This is a genomic window from Kineosporia sp. NBRC 101731 (assembly GCF_030269305.1).
GTDB lineage: Bacteria > Actinomycetota > Actinomycetes > Actinomycetales > Kineosporiaceae > Kineosporia.
The window spans coordinates 1,340,781-1,354,571 of record NZ_BSTC01000001.1; the positions used below are offsets into that span (position 1 = coordinate 1,340,781).

13 protein-coding genes are annotated in these 13,791 nt (G+C 71.0%); 5 read left to right on the forward strand and 8 right to left on the reverse strand.

Translation table 11 applies throughout. The features are described from left to right. Positions 1 to 34: 34 nt before the first annotated feature. The 5 genes from QSK05_RS05945 to QSK05_RS05965 all read right to left on the reverse strand — a co-directional run bounded on the left by QSK05_RS05945 (position 35) and on the right by QSK05_RS05965 (position 6,578). The gene (locus QSK05_RS05945) at positions 35 to 1,441 is read right to left on the reverse strand and encodes an endonuclease/exonuclease/phosphatase family protein (RefSeq protein WP_285594689.1); all 1,407 of its coding nucleotides are present in this window, start codon (positions 1,439 to 1,441) and stop codon (positions 35 to 37) included. Between the two features lie 37 nt (positions 1,442 to 1,478). Further along, positions 1,479 to 3,095, reverse strand: coding sequence for a putative bifunctional diguanylate cyclase/phosphodiesterase (locus QSK05_RS05950; protein ID WP_285594690.1), 1,617 nt, complete (start codon positions 3,093 to 3,095; stop codon positions 1,479 to 1,481). A gap of 317 nt (positions 3,096 to 3,412) precedes the next feature. Then, the gene (locus QSK05_RS05955) at positions 3,413 to 4,096 is read right to left on the reverse strand and encodes a Maf family protein (RefSeq protein WP_285594692.1); all 684 of its coding nucleotides are present in this window, start codon (positions 4,094 to 4,096) and stop codon (positions 3,413 to 3,415) included. Between the two features lie 592 nt (positions 4,097 to 4,688). Next, positions 4,689 to 4,919 carry an acyl-CoA carboxylase subunit epsilon gene (locus QSK05_RS05960; RefSeq protein ID WP_285594694.1) on the reverse strand — a complete coding sequence of 77 codons (231 nt, stop codon included), beginning with the start codon at positions 4,917 to 4,919 and terminating at the stop codon, positions 4,689 to 4,691. Positions 4,920 to 4,928: 9 nt separating this feature from the next. Beyond that, entirely contained in the window at positions 4,929 to 6,578 is a 1,650-nt protein-coding gene (locus tag QSK05_RS05965; protein WP_285594696.1) for an acyl-CoA carboxylase subunit beta, read from the reverse strand. Positions 6,579 to 6,699: 121 nt separating this feature from the next. On the opposite strand from QSK05_RS05965, the gene QSK05_RS05970 reads away from it, so the two are divergent. The 3 genes from QSK05_RS05970 to QSK05_RS05980 are packed head-to-tail and all read left to right on the forward strand — an operon-like array spanning position 6,700 to position 9,120. After that, on the forward strand, positions 6,700 to 7,545 hold the full coding sequence (locus tag QSK05_RS05970) for a biotin--[acetyl-CoA-carboxylase] ligase (protein WP_285594698.1): 846 nt from the start codon (positions 6,700 to 6,702) through the stop codon (positions 7,543 to 7,545). A gap of 7 nt (positions 7,546 to 7,552) precedes the next feature. Then, positions 7,553 to 8,143 (forward strand): PH domain-containing protein, encoded by a 591-nt coding sequence (locus tag QSK05_RS05975; RefSeq protein WP_285594700.1) that lies wholly within the window; start codon positions 7,553 to 7,555, stop codon positions 8,141 to 8,143. Beyond that, complete coding sequence (locus QSK05_RS05980; RefSeq protein ID WP_285594702.1) at positions 8,143 to 9,120, forward strand: adenylate/guanylate cyclase domain-containing protein; 978 nt, start codon at positions 8,143 to 8,145, stop codon at positions 9,118 to 9,120. Before QSK05_RS05975 ends, QSK05_RS05980 begins: the two co-directional genes overlap by 1 nt. Here QSK05_RS05980 and QSK05_RS05985 read toward each other — a convergent pair. After that, entirely contained in the window at positions 9,117 to 9,710 is a 594-nt protein-coding gene (locus QSK05_RS05985) for a GtrA family protein (protein WP_285594704.1), read from the reverse strand. The two genes, QSK05_RS05980 and QSK05_RS05985, sit on opposite strands and share 4 nt — an antisense overlap. A gap of 176 nt (positions 9,711 to 9,886) precedes the next feature. Here QSK05_RS05985 and QSK05_RS05990 point away from each other — a divergent pair, with 176 nt between their 5' ends. Both QSK05_RS05990 and purE read left to right on the forward strand, forming a co-directional pair. Next, a complete protein-coding gene (locus QSK05_RS05990) occupies positions 9,887 to 11,068 on the forward strand; it encodes a 5-(carboxyamino)imidazole ribonucleotide synthase (protein ID WP_352300311.1) in 1,182 nt (393 codons plus the stop codon). A gap of 26 nt (positions 11,069 to 11,094) precedes the next feature. Continuing rightward, the gene (purE, locus tag QSK05_RS05995) at positions 11,095 to 11,676 is read left to right on the forward strand and encodes a 5-(carboxyamino)imidazole ribonucleotide mutase (RefSeq protein ID WP_285594708.1); all 582 of its coding nucleotides are present in this window, start codon (positions 11,095 to 11,097) and stop codon (positions 11,674 to 11,676) included. 167 nt (positions 11,677 to 11,843) lie between these two features. Here the strand turns inward: purE and QSK05_RS06000 are convergent, their stop codons facing one another. Both QSK05_RS06000 and QSK05_RS06005 read right to left on the reverse strand, forming a co-directional pair. Then, positions 11,844 to 13,271, reverse strand: coding sequence for an LCP family protein (locus QSK05_RS06000; RefSeq protein ID WP_285594710.1), 1,428 nt, complete (start codon positions 13,269 to 13,271; stop codon positions 11,844 to 11,846). Continuing rightward, entirely contained in the window at positions 13,268 to 13,711 is a 444-nt protein-coding gene (locus QSK05_RS06005; protein ID WP_285594712.1) for a CoA-binding protein, read from the reverse strand. Before QSK05_RS06005 ends, QSK05_RS06000 begins: the two co-directional genes overlap by 4 nt. Positions 13,712 to 13,791: the final 80 nt, after the last annotated feature.

The window sequence follows — 13,791 nt, forward strand, 5'->3', positions numbered from 1 at the left end:
CGTCCCGGGACATCGCGGAGTGCCGGTGGGCCGATCAGCCCGCCGGCACCTCCAGCGCCGCCACGATCGCCCGGTGCGAACTGCCCCCGATGGTGGCCGTCGCGGTCGAGCCCACGCCGAGCTTCTCGTCGACCAGCACATGGTCGGCCGGGGTGATCGGCAGCGGTGACCACGAGGGCCACGTGGGCCGCAGACCCTTGCCGGTGATGTCGGCCGCGTCTTCCCAGCCGGCCTTCTCGAGCATCCGGAACCCCGGCTGCCAGGGGGCCACGTTGAGGCTGCCCACCAGGAACGATCCGCTCGTGGCGCCCTCTACCCGCTGCTGCGAGAGCCGGGTCAGGTCGGCCCGCCAGCCCGGGCCCGGCCGCAGCGGGCTCCCTGACAGCTGGGCCACGGTCAGGCCGACCCGGGCCTTGTTGACCTCGAGCACCCCGGTGGCGACGGGTGAGTCGTACTCCTGCGCCTCGGCGAGGCCGGAGATGGTCAGCCGGCTCCAGATCCCGATGCCGTCGGTCTGATCGCCGGACACGTGCATCCACACCGGCGGCGTGTTCCGGCTCAGGCCCGACACCGTCAGCTCGTGGGCCAGGGTGGTGCTCAGGCCGGTGACGATCACCACGTCCGCCGAGTAGTCGGTCGCCGCGCCCACCACGTCCGAGGCGCTCGCCCGACCGTGGTTGCCGTCCACCGTCATCACCCGCACGGTGTCCGTCGTTCCGGCCGGCAGGTCCCGGGACGAGGCGTAGCCCGCCACCATCGCCCAGGGCAGCAGCGCGGCCAGCGCCGCGATGCCGGTCGAGATGAAGTGCTTGCCACCCACCCCGATCGCGATCACCGGCAGCGCGCAGATCGTCACCAGCGGCGCCAGGGCCGACGGGGCGGAGACGAACGGCGAGAGCGAGTCGACGAACACCGTGGCCGTCCACAGCGCCAGGAGCAGGGCGACCGCGGTCAGCCAGAGGCCCACCCGGCGACGCCGGCGGGGGTCGGCGGCGCGGTGCGGCTCGTGGTCGTCGTCGTGAGCGTCGAAGCGTGCGCTGTCGTGCGCGTCGAAGTCGTCCGGGTCGCGGCGGGCGGGAGGACGTGTCAAGGCATCGCCGGCCGGGCCCAGATCCATACCGCCCACGCCGCCCAGCGGGGTGGGACGGGCCGGGAACCGTTCGGCCAGGGGCCCGCGCTCGGGGCGCTCCGGCCGGCGACTCGGCGCTTCCTCCGGCTCGGGGACGTCCCAGGGGGCCGGGGCCTTCTGGCGTGCGGTGGGGTTGGTGCCGGGAGAGCGGTCCACCGGCTGGGGACGTAGCGGCAGTCCACTGCTCGCGGTCTGGGCGCGCTCGGCGGCCTCACGCTCCGCACGCAACTCGCGACGCGTCTTCGGGGTCTTCGGTGCGGCGCCGCTCTCCGGCCCGCGGCGTGATCCACGTTCCGGGGGGCGGCCGTCCATGATTCGACAACTTATCCCAAGGAGCCGTGGGTCAGGGTCAGGATGCGCGATCTGTGGACCACGTGGGTACGGTGCGTAACCGCTCGAGGAACTCCGGGGCGGTCACCGCACCCCCGTAGAACAGGCCCTGCCCGGTGTCGCAACCGAGGTCGGTCAGCCGGCGGGCGGTCGGGCCGTCCTCGATGCCCTCGGCCACCACCCGGGCCTTCAGCCCGTGGGCCATCGCGATGGTGTGCTGCACGATCGTGGCGGTCGATTCCCGGGCCAGGTCCGCCACGAACGCCTGGTCGAGCTTCACCTCGTCCATCGGCAGCTGCCGGAGGTACGACAGCGACGAGTAGCCGGTGCCGAAGTCGTCGATCGAGACCGAGATGCCGTCCTGGCGCCAGCGGCGCAGCAGCACGGACGCCGCCTCCGGGTCGGTGAGCAGCGACTGCTCGGTGATCTCCACCCGCAGCGCGGCCGGGGGCAGTGAATGCTGTCGCAGGGCCGCCCCGATCCGGCCGGACAGTTCCTCGTCCCGCAGGTCGTCGGCGCTCAGGTTCACGCTCACCGGCACCTGGTGGCCCTCCCGCCACCACGAGGCGCAGGCGGCCAGGGCCTGGTCGAGAACGAGCGCGGCCATCGGCCGGCCCAGCCCGGTGCGCTCGGTCAGGGGAAGGAAGACCGCGGGCAGCAGCACCCCGTCGCGCGGGTGACGCCAGCGGGCCAGGGCCTCGGCGCCCACGATGCGCCCGCTCCCCAGATCGACCTGGGGCTGCAGGTGCACCTCGATGTCGCCGCGGGTCAGGGCCAGACGCAGCTCACCGGTGCGGCGCAGCCGCTCGCCGCCGTCGTCGTCGCTCGGGTCGTACCGGGCTTGCCCGGTGCGGTCACGGCGGGCGTGGTGCAGCGCCACGTCGGCCCGGCGCAACAGGTCGGACCGCTCGGGCGGGAGCGGGGACGTGCTGGTCGCGATACCGATGCTCGCCGCCATGTGCAGCCGCGACCCGCACACGTCGAACGGTTCGTGCAAGCAGGCCTGCAGACGGTTCGCGATGCGCTGGGCCTCGTCCGGCCCGGCCCCCGGAAGCAGAACGGCGAACTCGTCGCTACCCAGCCGGGCCAGCATCTGCCCGGGCCGCAGGCAGGAGCGCAGCCGGGCCCCCACCGCCGTCAGCAGCCGGTCGCCGGTCTCGTGCCCGAGGGCCTCGTTGACGTCGCGGAAGTTGTCCAGGTCGACCAGCAACATCGACCTGGTGTCCGACCCGGGCGCGGCCAGCGCCTGGGCCAGGGCTCGCCGGCTGGCCAGGCCGGTGAGGGTGTCGGTGTCGTCCTGGCCGGGCTGATCCGGCTGATCGGGGTGATCGGGCCGGCCGGGCTGAGACCGTGGGGCACCCGCCCACAGGGCGCGGGCCCGGAACCCGGCCGCGACCAGACAGGCCAGCGCGATGCCCGCCCCGATGCGCGAGGTGTGCGACACCCCCTGCGACACCGTCACGAGGACGGCGCAGGCGGCGACGACCACGGCGAGCAGGGCGGTCACCTGGAGGGTGAACAGCACGGACAACCGGCGCCCGTCCGGTGCACCCGGCTCGCCGCTCGCACCGGTGTCGCCGGTCCGGCTGGCCCCGTCGGTCACGGGATCGGCGGAAAACTCCTCCTCTTCGTGCACCTGGTTGCTCTCGGTGACATCGGTGTCAGTCGGGCACGGGGGTGCGAGGACCGGGGGTGAGGGTCGGGGGACGATCGCGGCACCGGCCATGTCCGGTCGGCCCGCGAGAGCTGCCCGGATGTTCTGGTCCGCGCTCTGACCTGTGGGTTCAAGGTCAATGCGGGGCAATTCGCTCGTTTCGGTCGGGGGCGTCGGGCGGTGCCGGCCTGGCCTGGTCAAGCCCATGTGAACCAGTCTTAAGGGTGATCGCAGGCCCGGCAACCGAAACAGATATATGCCACCAGCCGGTGTCACCTGCGAAACGTGGACACTTTCTGTTACTTGCCTGTCCAGAGCGACGGCCAGGCCACGCCAAGTTCCGTCGTCAGGTCGCGCAGCAGCGGCAGCGACAGCCCGACCACGCCGTGATGATCGCCCTCGATCCCGCTGATGAAGGCCCCGCCGATCCCGTCCACGGTGAAGGCACCCGCCACGGCCAGCGGCTCGCCGGTGGCCACGTAGGCCTCGATCTCCTCGTCGGTGACCTTGGCGAAGTGCACGGTGGTGATCGAGACCGCGCCGAGCGTGCCGCCGGTGCCGCCGTCCTCCGGGTCGCGCAGATCGATCAGCCAGTGCCCGGTGCACAGCCGTCCGCTGCGCCCGCGCATCTCCTTCCAGCGCCGCACCGCGTCCTGCGCGTCGGCGGGCTTGCCCAGGGCGACACCGTCCAGGTCCAGCACCGAGTCGCACCCGAGCACCAGGCCGGGCTCGGGAGCCTCGTCGTCCTCGCCGGCCTCGTCGTGGTCGAAGAATTCCTTCTCCACCGTGCGGGCGACGTCCTCGGCCTTCTCCTTGGCCAGGAGAAGCGCGACGTCTTCCGGCTCGGTGATGCCGGTGCGGGCCAGCACGGCCGGTTCATCGACGTCCGAGACCCGCACGGCGGGATCGATCCCGGCGGCGCGCAGGGTGGCCAGTCGCGCGGGGGAGGCGGAGGCGAGGGTCAGAGGGATATGAGTGCTCACGGCGGACAAGTGAAGCAGTCACCCGGCCGGCCCGGCGCCCGGCGCCCCGTGACGTACCCCGGGCCGGTCCTGCTCGGCGCGGTCCGCCTGCCTTCTGCCGCCTGCCGCCCGCTGGCTGCCTTCTGCCGCCTGCCGGTGGCCGGGCCGCTGGGTTGCCGGGCTGCTGGGGGTAACGGGCGGACGGGCAACTGGGCAACTGGGGGTGGACGAAATCCGGACCGTGCCGACCTCTCCCCGATGGAATCACCGGAGGGTTTGGCTGAGGTGAGGAACGCAATGTGTACACCTGGTACATCGGGTACCGGATGTACCAGGTGTACACATTGCGCGGGGTGCCGAGGGTGTCTGGTGTGCCCGGTGTGTCGGTGCGCTGAAGGGCCGGGGTGCTGGGGGTGCTGGGGAACCGGGGGTGCTGGGGAACCGGGGGTGCTGGGGAACCGGGGGTGCTGGGGAACCGGGGGTGCTGGGGAACCGGGGGTGCTGGGGAGCCGGGGCGCAGAAGCCGGGTGATCCGGCGGTTCGGAGATTCGGTGGTCTGGAGCGCCGGGGTTCCAGGGGCTTGGACGGCTGGAGAGTGGAAGTGCTGCGCCGGTCAGCGAGTCCGGCCCGACGCCCGCCAGGCACCGGGCCCGGGTGACAACGGGTGTCGCGTCAGCGAGGCTCGATCGGTCCAGCTCGAAGCCGGCCGGGCGCGCGGTTCCGGGGCGTCGCCGGAGCTTCCCACCGCCCCGATCACTGCGAGCAGCGCGGCAACTTCCTCCTCGGTCGCGTCCCCGCGAACCAGACGCAACAGCGGCCGGTCAGTTGCTTCGTCCTCAGGCATGAAAGGTCCTCACAGCGGGATGTTGCCGTGCTTCTTCGGCAGCGACTGCTCGCGTTTGGTGCGCAGGGCCCGCAGCGCCCGCACGATGTGCTCGCGGGTGCGGGCCGGCTGGATCACCGCGTCGATGTAGCCCCGCTCGGCCGCGACGTAGGGGTTGGCCAGGGTGTCCTCGTACTCGGTGACGAACGCCTGACGGGCCGCCTCGACGTCGCCGCCGGAGCTCATCACCTGCTTGATCTCGTTGCGGTAGAGGATGTTCACCGCCCCCTGCGCCCCCATCACGGCAATCTGCGCGGTCGGCCAGGCCAGGTTGAGGTCGGCGCCCAGGTGCTTGGAACCCATCACGTCGTAGGCACCGCCGTAGGCCTTGCGGGTGATCACCGTGACCAGTGGCACGGTGGCCTCGGCGTAGGCGTAGATCAGCTTGGCCCCGCGCCGGATGATGCCGTTCCACTCCTGATCGGTGCCCGGCAGGAAACCCGGCACGTCGACGAGCGTGAGCACCGGGATGTTGAACGCGTCGCAGGTGCGCACGAACCGCGCGGCCTTCTCCGAGGCGTTGATGTCCAGACAACCCGCGAACTGCATCGGCTGGTTGGCCACCACCCCGACCGGTGCGCCCTCGACGCGCCCGAACCCGACGATGATGTTCGGCGCGAACAGCGCGTGCACCTCGAGGAACTCGCCCTCGTCCAGCAGGTGCTCGATCACCGCGTGCATGTCGTAGGGCTGGTTCGCCGAGTCCGGGACGAACGTGTCCAGCCAGGGGTCGGGCTCCAGATCGGCCTCGAAGGCGGCCACGGGAGAGTCGGAGAGGTTGTTGTCCGGCAGGTACGAGACCAGCGAGCGCACGTACTCCAGCGCGTCCGCCTCGTCGGTACCCAGGTAGTGCGCGTTGCCGGAGAGCGTGTTGTGGGTGCGGGCCCCGCCGAGCTCCTCGAACGTGACCTCCTCACCGGTGACGGTGCGGATCACGTCGGGGCCGGTGATGAACATGTGCGAGGTCTGGTCGACCATCACCACGAAGTCGGTCAGTGCCGGGCCGTACACGTGCCCGCCCGCCGCCGCGCCCATGATCAGCGAGATCTGCGGGATCACCCCGGAGGCCTTCACGTGCTGGGCGAAGATCTGGCCGTACAGGCCGAGAGAGACCACGCCCTCCTGGATCCGCGCGCCGCCACCCTCGTTGATGCCGATCAGCGGCACCCCGGTGCGCACGGCCATCTGCTGGATCTTGACGATCTTCTCGCCGTAGACCTCCCCCAGCGAGCCGCCGTAGACCGTGACGTCCTGGCTGAACACGCACACCTGACGACCCTCAATCGTGCCGTACCCGGTGATCACCCCGTCGCCGTAGGGTCGTTTGCGATCCACCCCGAACGCCGTCGACCGGTGTCGGGCCAGTTCGTCGAGCTCCACGAAGGAGCCCTCGTCCAGCAGCGCGAGCAGGCGCTCGCGGGCGGTCTGCTTGCCCTTGGCGTGCTGCTTCTCGACGGCCCGTTCGGAACCGGCGTGCACGGCCTCGTCGATGCGGCGGTGGAAGTCGGCCAGTTTTCCGGCGGTCGTGTGGATGTCGGGGTGCCCTGTCTCGACGGTCCCGACTCTCTCGCCGGTCTCGACCGTCCCGTCCACCTCGTCCACCGATACCGGGTCGGACATCGCGCGCTCCCTCGTCGGACTGCTCGGAACCCCAGCGAGCCTAGCCGGGCATCCCGGCCACGTACCGGACCGGATCGGGACGCAGGTCACACCCGGCCTGTCCCGGCCTATCCTGACTGGCATGTCAGCCGACTGGACCGATCTGGATCGCCCACCCCTGCGGCAGGCGTCGCTGCGTGCGGCCCTGACCTCCGGACCGGACGCCTGGAGCACGGTCGACGTGGTCTCCGAGACCGGTTCCACCAATGCTGACCTGATGGAACGCGCCCGGGCGGGGGAGTCCGGCGGCGCGGTGCTGGTGGCCGACCGCCAGAGTTCGGGCCGGGGACGCCTCGGGCGTGAGTGGGTGAGCCCGGCCCGTTCGGGGCTCGCGGTCTCGGTGCTGGTGCGTCCCACCGCCCCGATCGAGAACTGGGGCTGGATCAGCCTGCTCACCGGGGTCGCGGTCACCGACGCACTGATCCGGGTCTGTGGGCTGCCCGCAACCCTGAAGTGGCCCAACGACGTCCTGCTGCCCACGATCGACGGCAACGGGTACGCCGGTGACCACCTGAAGGTCGCGGGCATCCTGGTCGAAGCCGCACCCGGCGCCGTGGTGATCGGCATCGGGCTCAACGTCAGCCAGTCGCAGGACGAGCTCCCGGTGCCCACCGCCACGTCGTTGCGCCTGTCCGGCTCGGCCACCACCGACCGGGACACGGTCCTGCGGGCGGTACTGCGGTCGCTGGCCCGCCGGCTGGCCGAGTTCGAGAACACCGGGCCGGGTGGTATCGCGGCTGCCTACCGTGAGCGTTGTTCCACGATCGGTCGCACCGTGCGGGCCGAGCTGCCCGGTGGGGTCACCCGCACCGGTATCGCCGACGGTGTGGACGACAACGGGCGCCTGCTCTTGCTGACACCGGATGGTGCCATTTCGGCTCTCTCGGCAGGCGACGTGGTGCACATCCGCAACCCAGAAACGGCATGATCTGCCCATGGGTTTCCCGACGCGTCTGCTGGCCGACGATGAACAACTCGTCCTGGTGCTCCGCCGCCACATCAAGGTCATTGCCTGGCCGATCCTGCTGCTGATCCTCATCCTCGCCCTGATCGGCGCGAGTTTCCTGCTGGGCCAGCCGATCGTGACGATCGTCGCGGCCGGCGCAGGGCTGCTCGTCGCACTGCGCTGGGTGCTCTGGCCGATCCTGATCTGGTGGAACGAGATCTACGTGGTCACCACCGAGCGCCTGATCCTGCGCCGCGGCGTGCTCAACCGCTCCGGTCACGACATGCCGCTGACCCGGCTGAACGAGGTGTCGTTCGAGCACGGCCTGATCGAGCGGATGCTCGGCTGCGGCACGCTCAAGGTGGAGAACGCCAGTGACGGCGGTCCGCTGGTGCTGACCGACATCCCGAAGGTCGAGCTGGTGCAGCGCACGTTGCACGAGCTCTCCGACGCCGCGCGGGGCTACGAGGGGGGTCGTCCGCTCGACCCGTCGGTCGCCCGTTCCCTCGACGACGCCTTCGACGAGGAGTACCGCGGTCCGGCTGCTGCCGACACACCGGAAGACCACGGACGCCGCTGATGACCAACCGGGACGAGTTCACCTCCCACCTGCTCGGCGGCCCCTGGACGCTGCGCCGGCGGGAGGTGGCCAAGCGGGTCGGCGTCTCTTTGCTGTCGGCCCGCAAGCTGTGGCGCGCCCTGGGATTTCCCGGGGTCGACGACGAGGAGGTCGCGTTCAACGACACCGACCGCAAGGCCCTCGAACGCGCCGTCGGGCTCGTCCGGCACGACCTGATCGACGAAGAGACCGCGATCGCCTGCGCCCGGGCCCTGGGCCAGACCACCGACCGGCTGGTGTCCTGGCAGATCGAGGCGCTGCTGGAGTTCCTCGCCAGCCGCAGTCCCAGCGGTGTTCCCGAAGATCCGATCAAGCTCATCGAGCAGCTCACCCCCGAGCTCGAGGAGCTGCTGCTCTACTCGTTCCGCCGTCAGCTGGTCGCCGCGATCAGCCGCTTCGACGCCACCTCGGGCCGTCCCGCCGACACCGTCACGGTGTGCTTCGCCGACCTGGTCTCCTACACCCGCCTCTCGCGCCGTCTGCCCCGCCGGGAACTGTCCCGGCTGGTGCAGCGGTTCGAGGGGCTGGCCTCCGACGTGGTCACGGCCGGGGGCGGCCGGGTGATCAAGACGGTGGGGGACGAGGTTCTCTTCATCGCACCGGACGAGATGACCGGCGCCCTGATCGCCCTGTCCATCTCGGCGCGGATGGCCGAGGACGACGTGGTGCCCGACGTGCGGGTGGGCATGGTGCACGGCCCGGTGCTGCGCAGTCTGGGTGACGTCTACGGCAACACGGTCAACCTGGCCAGCCGGCTCACGTCGCTCGCCGAGCCCGGCACCGTGGTCACCGACCCGAGCACGGCCAAAGCGCTGCAGAACCATCCCGGCATCGAGTTGGTGGCCCAGCGCCCCCGCCTGGTGCGGGGGTTCGGTCAGGTCCAGCCGCTGCTGGTGGCCCCGATGGGGATCAGCGACCAATTGATCACGGTCGACTAATTGAGGACGCCCGGGTCACCTGTGGTCTGTGGGCGCACGTTGATCTCGTGGTGGGCTTTGGCCTCGAGATCCTCGGCGATCGCCTCGGGGGTGCCGGGGGGTGTGAGGTGCTCCTCGGCGCCGGCCTGGTCGTCGGTGAAGACGAACGTGCGGTAGGCCCAGAACCGGAACAGGGTGCCCAGCACCAGACCGATCACATTGCCGGAGATGTTGTCGGCCAGCGGTGATTCCAGGCCCAGGACGTAGCGGGAGAAGCCCAGGCAGGCCAGGGCGATGGCCAGGCCGGCCCCGTTCATCACCAGGAACAGCACGAACTCGCGGCGGCGCGAGGCCCGGCGGCGGTGGCGGAAGGTCCAGTAGCGGTTGCCCAGCCAGGCCACCAGCGTCGCGACCAGCACGGAGATGGTCTTCGCGGTCAGCGGCTTGTGGCTCAGCCCGAGCGCCTCACCGGCGGCGCTGTGCAGCAGCAAGTTGAACACACCGGTGTCGACGATGAACGCGACGCCGCCGACGGCACCGAACTTCGCCACCTCGCGGTACAGCAGATCGACCGACCTGCGCAGTCGGGTGAAAGGTGAATCGGCAGCCATTGGCCCAACAGTGCCATGACTACCTGAGGATCGCTAAGCGGAGACGGGCCTCGTACACGTACGCCTGACGCATCGTTATTGTGACCGCCGTGAGCTCCACACCCCGTACCCCCGAATCCACCGGCCCCGACGCGACCGGTGCGACCGGCCCGTTCGGGAAGGTCCGGCTCACCCCGCTGACCGCGGCCGACCCGATCCCCGGCGGCTTCCCGACCGTCGGCGTGATCGGCGGTGGGCAGCTGGCCCGGATGATGCAGCCTCCGGCCGTCGCGATGGGCGTGCGCCTGCGGGTACTGGCCGAGTCGGAGACCGCCAGCGCCGCGCTCGCCATCCACGAGGCGCCGGTCGGCGACCACCGTGACATTTCGGTGGTGTCCGCGTTCGCCTCCGGCGTCGACGTGATCACCTTCGAGCACGAGCACGTGCCCGGCCCGATCCTGGAGAAGCTCGTCGCCGACGGGGTGCCGGTGCGTCCCGGCCCGGCCGCGCTCGGTTTCGCCCAGGACAAGATCGCCATGCGGCGCAAGCTCACCGAACTCGGGCTGCCCTGCCCGCGCTGGGCCCAGGTGCGCACGTGGGACGAGCTGGCCGCGTTCGCCGCCTCGCTCGAGGGCGGCCTGGTGCTGAAGACGCCGCGCGGGGGGTACGACGGCAAGGGTGTGCTGCTCTTCGACGAGCTTGCCGGGCCGAAGGCGGAGACGGCCCGCGGATGGCTCGACGCCGCCGCCCCGGACGGTCTGCTCGCCGAGGAGAAGGTCGCCTTCACCCGCGAGCTCGCCGCCCTGATCGCCCGCAGCCCCTCCGGCCAGGCCGCCGCCTGGCCCGTGGTCGAGAGCACGCAGAAGGACGGCATCTGCCACGAGGTGATCGCCCCGGCCCCCGGCCTGACGCAGGACCAGGCGGCGCAGGCCACGAGCGTCGGCCTGCGGATCGCCGGTGAGCTCGGCGTGGTCGGGGTGCTCGCGGTCGAGATGTTCCAGACCGATGACGGCCGCATCCTCGTCAACGAACTGGCCATGCGCCCCCACAACTCCGGGCACTGGACCATCGACGGCGCCGTGACCAGCCAGTTCGAGCAGCACCTGCGGGCGGTGCTCGACCTGCCGCTGGGTGACGTGAAGGCCCGCTCGCCGTGGACCGTGATGGTCAACGTGCTGGGCGGCGAGTACGAGGACCTCTACCGCAGCTACCTGCACGTGATGGCTCGCGACCCGGGCGTGAAGGTGCACATGTACGCCAAGGAGGTCCGGCTCGGGCGCAAGGTCGGCCACGTCACCGTCTGCGGTGACGACCTGGACGACTGCCTGGCCCGGGCCCGGCACGCCGCGGCGTTCATCCGCGGCGACATCGACGAGTGATCCGACGAGTGAACGAGGTTTCGGCAATGACTGCTCAGCCACTGGTCGGCCTGGTCATGGGCTCGGACTCGGACTGGCCCGTGATGGAGGCCTCCGCCCTCGCCCTGGAGGAGTTCGGGGTGCCCTACGAGGCCGACGTGGTCTCCGCGCACCGCATGCCCCAGGAGATGATCAGCTACGGCGCCGCCGCACACGAGCGAGGCCTGCGGGTGATCATCGCCGGGGCCGGAGGTGCCGCCCACCTGCCCGGCATGCTGGCCAGCGTCACCCCGCTGCCGGTGATCGGGGTGCCGGTGCCGCTGAAGTACCTGGACGGCATGGACTCCCTGATGTCCATCGTCCAGATGCCCGCCGGGATCCCGGTCGCCACGGTCTCCATCGCCGGGGCCCGCAACGCCGGCCTGCTCGCCGTCCGCATCCTGGCCGCCGGTGAGGGCGAATTCGCCGCCGGCCTGCGCACGGCCCTGGTCGGCTTCTCGGTGTCACTGCGAGACGCCGCACACGCCAAGGGCGAGAAACTCCGCGCCCGGGCGAACAGCGCCGCCGCCGAGTCCGGCGTGGGCCCGGCCGAGCCGACCCGCCCGGCCACCGGCTTCACCGCCCGCTGAACAGGGACACCCCCAAGATCTTGGCCGTGATCAGGCAAACTTTCCCCGGGAAACTTTGCATGATCACGGCCAAAGGTTTTTCTTGATCATGCAGGGTGTCCCCGGCGGTGACGCGAAGGAGGCCCGGGCCGGTGAACACTCACCGTCCGGGCCTCGTTCGTGCTGGCCTATTTGTCTTTCTGCTCGTCGGCCAGGGTCTGGAGGGCCGAGGTGTCGTCGCTCTTCAGGGCGGCGAACATCTGCAGGGCCTTCTGCGTGTCCCACTTCACCGCGGACATGCCGTTGACCCGATAGTCGGCGTTGCCGATGGGCACGGTCATCGAGATGCCTTCGCTGCCCGAGACCGCCTTCATCGCCAGGACGAACTTGGTCAGGGCGACCGGGCCGGTGTTCTCGTCGATCGTCAGGGCCCCGCCGCCGGCCTTGGCCGCCGGGATGGCCCGCCAGGGCTGGATCAGCGTGCCGGGGGAGAGGGTCTTCTTGGCGATGGCGGCCAGGGTCTCGCGCTGCCGCTCGACCCGGCCGAGGTCACCCTTGGGGTCGCTGTACCGGGCGCGGGCATAGCCGAGGGCGGTCTTGCCGTCCATCTGCTGGCAGCCCTTCTTCAGGTTGATGTGTGCCTTGGCGTCTTTCATGTTCCGCTTCGGGCACAGCTCCACCCCGCCGATCGCGTTGACGATGTTGGCGAACCCGCCCAGGCCGGTCTCGACGTACTCGTCGATCTTCACGCCGCCGACGTTCTCCAGGGTCTGGATCAGCAGGGTCGGCCCGCCGAAGGAGTACGCGGCGTTGATCTTGTTGCTGCCGTGGCCCGGGATCGGCACGTACGAGTCACGCGGCACGCTGATCAGCACGGTCGGGCCGTCACCGGAGGGCACGTGCAGCAACATGATCGTGTCGGTGCGCTGCCCCGCGACCGAGCCGGTGCCGAGTTCCTTCTTCTCCTCGGCGCTCAGATCGTCGCGGGCGTCACTGCCGACCACCAGGTAGGTGCGGCCCGGGGTGTCTTCCAGCTTCGAGTCCTGGTGGGCCGGCTCGATCGCGTCGACCCGGTTCAGGCTGGACCATGCCGTGAACCCGAGGATGATCGGGTAGGCGATGAGCAGGCCGACGATGACCAGTACCACCAGCTTCACGCTCGGCCGGGGCAGGCTGCGGCCGGTCCCCACCGCCGACGGACGGCTGCCGGGGCCACCCGGCCCACGGCCGCCCGGGCCACCGGGACCCCGACCGCCCGGGCCACCAGGACCCCGACCGCCCGGACCGCTCGGACCGGGACCGCCACCGCCCGGACCGCCGGCGCCGCGATCGCCCGTGCTCCGCGACCTGGCCCCGTACGCATCGCCGCCCGGACCGCCGGGGACACCGCCGCGTCCGTAAGCCTCGTCGTGCTCGTCCACGTACTGCCCATACTGCGCGTGCGGGTCGGCGCCGCCGTGCTGGCGGTACATGTCGCCGACCTCGTCGTTGTCCTGGTCATAGGGGTACTCGTCCCGCCGGGCACCCTGCGGGACCTGAGGGATCTGCTGATCTCCCGGGCGCCGCCGCGGCCGGCCGGCCGCCTCGTCGGGTGACCAGTAGTTGTCGTCGCTCATGCCACTCCCAGTCTCGGAGCCTCGATGGCCGGGCAGGTGTCCATGACGACCTGGAGGCCCGCGGCGCTCGCGCGGGCGGCCGCGGCCTGGTCGATCACGCCGAGCTGCAGCCAGACGGCCTTCGCGCCCACGGCGATCGCCTCGTCCACCACCTCGCCCACCAGTTCACTGCGGACGAAGCAGTCGACCACGTCGATCGGGCCCACCGCCGCGGCAGCCTCGGCGAGCGTGCGGTAGCCCGTCGCGCCGTGCACCTTCCCGGCCTTCGGATGCACCGGCACGATGCGCATGCCGAGGTTCTGCACGTAGCGTGCGACACCGTAGGCGGGGCGGGCGCGATTGTCGGACAGCCCGACCACCGCCCATCGTGCGGGGGTGGTGAGCAAGCGCTGCATCACGCCGGGATCGTTACGGTGCGCCTTGGGTGGGCCGGTCTCCATACGCACAGTCTGCCCTGAGACTCCGACAAAATGCCGCACTGCGGGAACCAGTCCCAGGTAACTGATGGCAAGGCCGACTT

Excerpts from the sequence above, each read along its gene's own strand:
- QSK05_RS05960 (WP_285594694.1), bottom strand. The coding sequence starts at position 4,919 with ATGCCTGAGGACGAAGCAACTGACCGGCCGCTGTTGCGTCTGGTTCGC.
- QSK05_RS05985 (WP_285594704.1), bottom strand. The coding sequence starts at position 9,710 with ATGGCTGCCGATTCACCTTTCACCCGACTGCGCAGGTCGGTCGATCTG.
- QSK05_RS06000 (WP_285594710.1), bottom strand. The coding sequence starts at position 13,271 with ATGAGCGACGACAACTACTGGTCACCCGACGAGGCGGCCGGCCGGCCG.
- QSK05_RS05975 (WP_285594700.1), top strand. The coding sequence starts at position 7,553 with ATGGGTTTCCCGACGCGTCTGCTGGCCGACGATGAACAACTCGTCCTG.
- QSK05_RS05970 (WP_285594698.1), top strand. The coding sequence starts at position 6,700 with ATGTCAGCCGACTGGACCGATCTGGATCGCCCACCCCTGCGGCAGGCG.
- purE (WP_285594708.1), top strand. The coding sequence starts at position 11,095 with ATGACTGCTCAGCCACTGGTCGGCCTGGTCATGGGCTCGGACTCGGAC.
- QSK05_RS05965 (WP_285594696.1), bottom strand. The coding sequence starts at position 6,578 with ATGTCCGACCCGGTATCGGTGGACGAGGTGGACGGGACGGTCGAGACC.
- QSK05_RS05945 (WP_285594689.1), bottom strand. The coding sequence starts at position 1,441 with ATGGACGGCCGCCCCCCGGAACGTGGATCACGCCGCGGGCCGGAGAGC.
- QSK05_RS05980 (WP_285594702.1), top strand. The coding sequence starts at position 8,143 with ATGACCAACCGGGACGAGTTCACCTCCCACCTGCTCGGCGGCCCCTGG.
- QSK05_RS06005 (WP_285594712.1), bottom strand. The coding sequence starts at position 13,711 with ATGGAGACCGGCCCACCCAAGGCGCACCGTAACGATCCCGGCGTGATG.